The organism is Brunnivagina elsteri CCALA 953, assembly GCF_002289455.1.
In the GTDB taxonomy this organism is placed as follows: Bacteria; Cyanobacteriota; Cyanobacteriia; order Cyanobacteriales; family Nostocaceae; genus Brunnivagina; species Brunnivagina elsteri.
On record NZ_NTFS01000418.1, the window covers coordinates 1 to 5554 of the forward strand.

Annotated in this window: 6 protein-coding genes and 1 pseudogene; all 7 read left to right on the top strand. The window is 38.3% G+C overall.

Annotated features, from left to right (window positions below; translation table 11 throughout):
- A pseudogene (locus CK510_RS25405) lies at window positions 1-438 on the top strand (phage terminase large subunit family protein); the annotation flags it as partial.
- A gap of 11 nt (window positions 439-449) precedes the next feature.
- The gene (locus CK510_RS25410) at window positions 450-929 is read left to right on the top strand and encodes a hypothetical protein (RefSeq protein WP_095724323.1); all 480 of its coding nucleotides are present in this window, start codon (window positions 450-452) and stop codon (window positions 927-929) included.
- A 16-nt stretch (window positions 930-945) separates the two neighbouring features.
- On the top strand, window positions 946-1425 hold the full coding sequence (locus CK510_RS25415; RefSeq protein ID WP_095724324.1) for a hypothetical protein: 480 nt from the start codon (window positions 946-948) through the stop codon (window positions 1423-1425).
- A 228-nt stretch (window positions 1426-1653) separates the two neighbouring features.
- Window positions 1654-2310: a M23 family metallopeptidase gene (locus tag CK510_RS25425; protein WP_095724326.1), complete on the top strand. Its 657-nt coding sequence runs from the start codon at window positions 1654-1656 to the stop codon at window positions 2308-2310.
- A 1-nt stretch (window position 2311) separates the two neighbouring features.
- Window positions 2312-3115, top strand: coding sequence for a glycoside hydrolase family 24 protein (locus tag CK510_RS25430; protein WP_095724327.1), 804 nt, complete (start codon window positions 2312-2314; stop codon window positions 3113-3115).
- A gap of 1 nt (window position 3116) precedes the next feature.
- Window positions 3117-5120, top strand: a complete 2004-nt coding sequence (locus tag CK510_RS25435) for a DNA translocase FtsK (RefSeq protein WP_095724328.1) — start codon at window positions 3117-3119, stop codon at window positions 5118-5120.
- On the top strand, window positions 5110-5523 hold the full coding sequence (locus CK510_RS25440) for a RusA family crossover junction endodeoxyribonuclease (RefSeq protein ID WP_095724329.1): 414 nt from the start codon (window positions 5110-5112) through the stop codon (window positions 5521-5523). The genes CK510_RS25435 and CK510_RS25440 overlap by 11 nt, the downstream gene beginning before the upstream one ends.
- Window positions 5524-5554: the final 31 nt, after the last annotated feature.

The following is a 5554-nucleotide window of genomic DNA, read 5'->3' on the forward strand; positions in this document are numbered from 1 at the left end:
TCTCTGGATGTCTTATTGGAAGCAGCTTCTGGGAACGACTCTTTTTACTGGGGATATCGCAAAACCGACGGGACGAAAGTTGAGGAGAAAATTTCCACTGGTGCAGCTGCGGTGATGGTATTGGGCAAGCTGGAAGCAATTGATTACGCGTAAAATCTTGAATCACAGCCATCGGTGGATTTGAACCAAATGCTGATTCAAATTCGCAACGCTCAAGAACCTTATTCTCTCGCTCAAGCTCAATTATTGCGATGCCCTTGGCGACCATCTTCGATGGTATCGCGTGGATATTCCGATCCGGTTGAGCAACTCACTCGTGTGCGAGAAATTCGCGAACAAATCAAACAGCAAGAGCAAGAAAGAAAGCTGCATTTAGAAGGGATGAAAGAAACAGTTCGACCTAGAAAACCACAAGATAAGAAAAATCCCCAAGATTGAGGAAATGCGTCATGTACGTTAAGTTTACTGCTGCCATAATTTGTATTATCTTGTGTTCACTCAACGTTGTTGCGGCAGTCAAACGTACTCCGATTCGCACTACTCTTGAGGGTTCCACTCGCACCACTGTTGAGATGATGCCATCTCCCAATTCTTCTGTACATTGGCTGAGTGCGGCTATTTTTATCGCTGGATTTGCAAGCTTTTTAAGTTGGGGAGTTTCTGATTATAACGAGTCTTTGGAAAAAGAAGAAAATCGCAGCAATACGACTGATGCTAATCAAAATATTGTCCCTGAGAATTCCCAATCATATCCATCAATTAATCCTACTATTTCTGGGAAAAACATCATTCAATTTACTCCCCGTGTATCTGACAATTTAGAAACTAAATCTCAAACTCTGTCTCCCGAAGAATTTTATTCTCAACTCCAACAAGAAGATTATTGGGACGATAACGAAGATACAAATAATAAACCATCTGCTAGTTAATTTTATCGAGGTAAATATGAGCAGAAACCGCCGTAATTTTGATGTTGATTATTCCGAAGGTGGATCAATCATTCCCACTACTCGCTTACAAGGAATGTTAAATCAAGTTCAACAACAAGGAGGAATGGTAAACCAAACATCGGGAATACCTGTAATAGATACTCAGCCCTTAGAGGTTCGATATGTCAACTCCCAAGCTTCACAAAAACCTAGAGTTCCCCACATCGAAATCCCTTATGTGGAAGTATGGAAAGCCCACAGACTCCATCCCCAAAATACTTGGCGTTTTGTTTGGTATCCAGCTTATTTCCTTGGAGATTGTATAAAATCTCCCATCGGTGTGGGTGCTGTTGGATTCTGGTTGTTCTTGCTATTGGTTAATTTCTTGCTTAATGGTAGTTACACTGGACCAGGTTATGCTAATGGGAAAAAGATTGAAGTTGTGCCGGAAAAAGTGCCATCATTCGCCATGCCAGTATTTCGACAATTGGAATAATGTTGGTCAAAATTTGCTTCATATTTACGTTATTGGTATGGTTTCTAGATATTCTCCAACCTGGATACCTCAAGTTTTATAACTTAAATAACGTAACTTCAAAGATTAAATTTCAAATTTCCACTGCGGTTATTTCTAAACCCACGCTAACCCCCACTGATTCGATTTGTAATAGCCCCAAAAACAATTTTGAGAAGTTACTAAGTTCCACTAATTCGAGTTGTCGAGATGCGAATAAAGCTGGAAATTGATAGTACTAAAACAAGTAATGAGAATGAACATGTTGATAATCAACAATTAGATCGCATCTCGAATGATGGAAATTGGCATTATGCTTTTGCTACCTTCTTTTTGACTTTAGCGATCGCACTTCCTCAAATATCCTCCTGGGTTGAATCTCAACTTTTGGTCAAATCCCTCCAAAGCCTAATTGGTGCAACTAACACAACCGTCACCAACACGACTAACTTAAGCAATGGTCAAATAGCTTTCCCAACGACTAAAAGCGCTCCTCTAACAAGCGAATTTGGTTGGCGAAAACATCCTGTAACGGGCGATCGCAGGTTTCATACTGGTATCGATTTTGGTGCTGCCTTGGGTACTCCAATTTATGCGATCGCTCCGGGGAAAGTTGAATTTGCAGGGGAAAAAGGAGGGTATGGGAACACAGTAATAGTGAATCATGGTGCTGGAAAATCAACCCTTTACGGTCATGCAAGTAAGCTTTACGTGCGAGAAGGACAGCAGGTTGTACGGGGACAGATGGTTGCAGCAGTAGGTAGCACAGGAATGTCCACAGGACCACATTTACATTTTGAGGTTCGGATTAACGGTAAACCTATTAACCCCCGTCCTTACTTGCAACAGTATTTAGCAGGTCGGTAATATGTTAGGAAAAATCTTTATTTCCGGATTAATTAGTGCTGCGAGTTCGGTGGCATTATCTTATGGAGTTGCTTCTGTTCCATGTGGTTTAGTTTCTCCCGGTGCTGATAAAATATGCCTTTTTCGCACTTTGATAAAGTCAATTGATAGTTGGAAATTAGGTTTTATTATTGGTGGGATATTCGGGTTAGTTTCTGGAGTTGATTATCGTCGTATTGCTACTAAAATTCAACCAATCCATTTATCTGTTGTTTCGGTTTCTTGTTTAGGTATTTACTGTTTATTCGGTTCTCAACGTTTTGGTTTGATTCGTACAAATCTCAATCATATCTATCCTGGAACAAGTTCTAAATATTCACCTCGGATGCAAGCTTTTTTAGCAACTATTCGCTGGGCTGAAACTGGAAATAGTGGAACAGAAAGTTATCGAAAATTAGTTTTCAATGGCACTTTTAATAATTTTTCCACACATCCATTACAGAAACAATGTGCGCCAATTAATGGGAGACAAATCTGCTCGACTGCTGCTGGTGCTTACCAAATGTTGGATAAGTCTTGGTGGGATTTGCAACCAAAACTGAAACTACCAGATTTTTCACCTGTATCTCAGGACAGAATGGCTGTTGAGTATATTCGTCGAAATAGTGCTATTAAAAACGTTGAATCAGGCAATTTTGACAAAGCTGCATGTAAAGTCGGTAAAATCTGGGCTTCATTTCCCTGCAATTCCTATAATCAAAATCCCAAAAGTATGGGGGAGTTAAGCAAATATTACCAACAACAATTGTTAACCCTTGGAGGTTGATATGTCAGATTATAGTAATGCCGATATAACCAATGCTATTCATGTTCTCAAATCCCAAGGTGTATCAAACCAGGATATTCTCATAGAAGCAGAACAAGTATTTGATTTGAGTCAAAAGCAGTATGTTGTCGATATTCTTCAAGAATCTGACTTTGGCAGTAAAATCATTCGTCACACCAATAATTACGACCATAATTATTTATTTGAAATAATTTATCAAGCAGTAATTAGCGGTACTCAGAATCAGCGAATTATCAACGTTTGTGAGTCTGAATTAAACTTAGAAGACTTAGCTTTTTCCAAATTGGCTCTAGAATATATTTTAACAAATCGATATATCAGCAAATACGAACGCGATGCTTTTATTATTGAACTATACAAACAATATCAAGAAAGTAAATCTTATCAAGATTTAGTAAAGATTGCCGAATCGACCAAGAATATTTATTTGAAACAACTCGTCTATAAAACAGCCGAATTAGTTGCTAAGAAAAATGGTGAGATTCCATCATTATCCAGCAATAAGGCTGCTACAAATTCGAGCAATAACAATTTAGACACTTCTGTAATCACAGAAAATTTAAATTCCCAAGTGGGTAATACTTTGGTTGAAACCCTGAATGATTTTGGTATTACCTGTAGTTACCTCGATACTAAAACTGGTCCCACCTTCAAACGCATCAAAATCAAGCTGGGGAAAGGGGTTAGCTTCAAAAAAGTGCAAGGCTTGGGTAATGATTTAGTTCAACAATTAGGCAGTGAATTATCCCTGGAAAACCCACCGATGATATCTGTTATACCCGGTGCGGTTGTATTCGATATTCCCAGATGCGATCGCCAAATAGCAAACTTCGCAGATTATGTTGATTTGCAAAGCGAAGTTGATATTAACCGTATCATCATCCCCGGTGGTGTTGATGTTGATGGTAAATATATAGAGATTTCTCTATGCGACTCGAATGTTTACCACACTTTGGGAGGAGGAATGACAGGTGGTGGAAAGAGCCAGTTTGAAAAAGCAATGGTTCTATATTTAGCACTGCGTTACCCTCCCAGTTTAGTAAAACTTGCTCTCAGTGACGTGAAACTGGTTTCCCTGACTTGCTTTAACGGACTTCCTCATCTTATTGCACCAGTTGCCGAGGATGCTGTGAGTACCTTGCAAATTTTCAATTATTTGGTTGCAGAACAGGAACTTCGCTATCAGGAGTTCAAGAGGGTGGGGGTTGAAAATATTGGTGAATATAACCAAATGTTTTGCGATCGCCCCATGCCAAGAATTATTTCGGTGACAGATGAGTGCTTTGATTTATTATCTGATAGCACTTACAAAGACCAAATCGAATTGGCTTTGATGAAATTGCTGGCAAAAGCTGGTGCTGCGGGAATCAATATTTTCTTGTTTACCCAACGTCCCGATAAGGATGTAATTAAACCCTTGATTCGCTCAAATTGTTCGGGTAAGGTTGCTTTTATGGTATCCCGTCCTGAAGATAGTGGAATTATTTTAGGTAATCCCGATGATGACCGTGCAGCAAGTTTATTGGGTGGTGGAGATATGCTGTATAAATCTCCCAAAGGTGTGATGCGTCTTCAGGGTTTGTATTTGGGTACGAAAGCTGCTTTTCAAGAATATCTAAATAAAGCGATAAATACGGTTAATAATATTGCTTGTTGGGATGCTAAGTTGAACTTTTCGAGTTTTAATATTGGGTTTAAAAGTGAAAATTCTTCTAATAATAAAACTCCACGGGCAAAGTTAAATGAAGTTGTCACAGATTCAATAAATAATAATCAGTCAGAGGAATTTTCTTTTAGTATTATCCTGGATGATTTTACAAAGTCTCAAATTTCTTCTCTCCACAGTCGAGGTTATGAACTACATCAAATAGTGCAGGAGGTATTTAATTTATCCCGTGCTGATGGCAGAAAATATAAGCGAATTCGGGATGTGGTAGCTGAATTTATCGCTAGTTTAGAGGAGGAAGATAAGAATGATACTTGAACTTAGATTCAACATGCTTCCTCCAACTTTAAATGAACAAATTGATTTAGCACGTTCGGATTGGAGAGCAAGTGCTGCGGTAAAGAAACTTTGGACTAATAAAGTTGCTGATTTAACTCAAAAAGTTGATTTTAGTTTTGATGATAAAGTATGGCTCGAATATCATTGGCATTTAAAAACTTTTGCCCACGATAGTGATAATGTCTCAGCAGCTAGTAAATACATTTTAGATGGTTTAGTTGATGCTGGCATTATTCGTAATGACAATCTTATCGTAATTCAATCTCCTGTATCTCACTATTACTATCGAGCTAAAATTGATGGAGTTATATTAAGATTATCTTCTACGCCTAATTTCTTACAAGAAAACTTTTATAGATATACTATGTTAGCAACAAATTAGGTGATTTATGTTTGATTTATCCGGTGATATT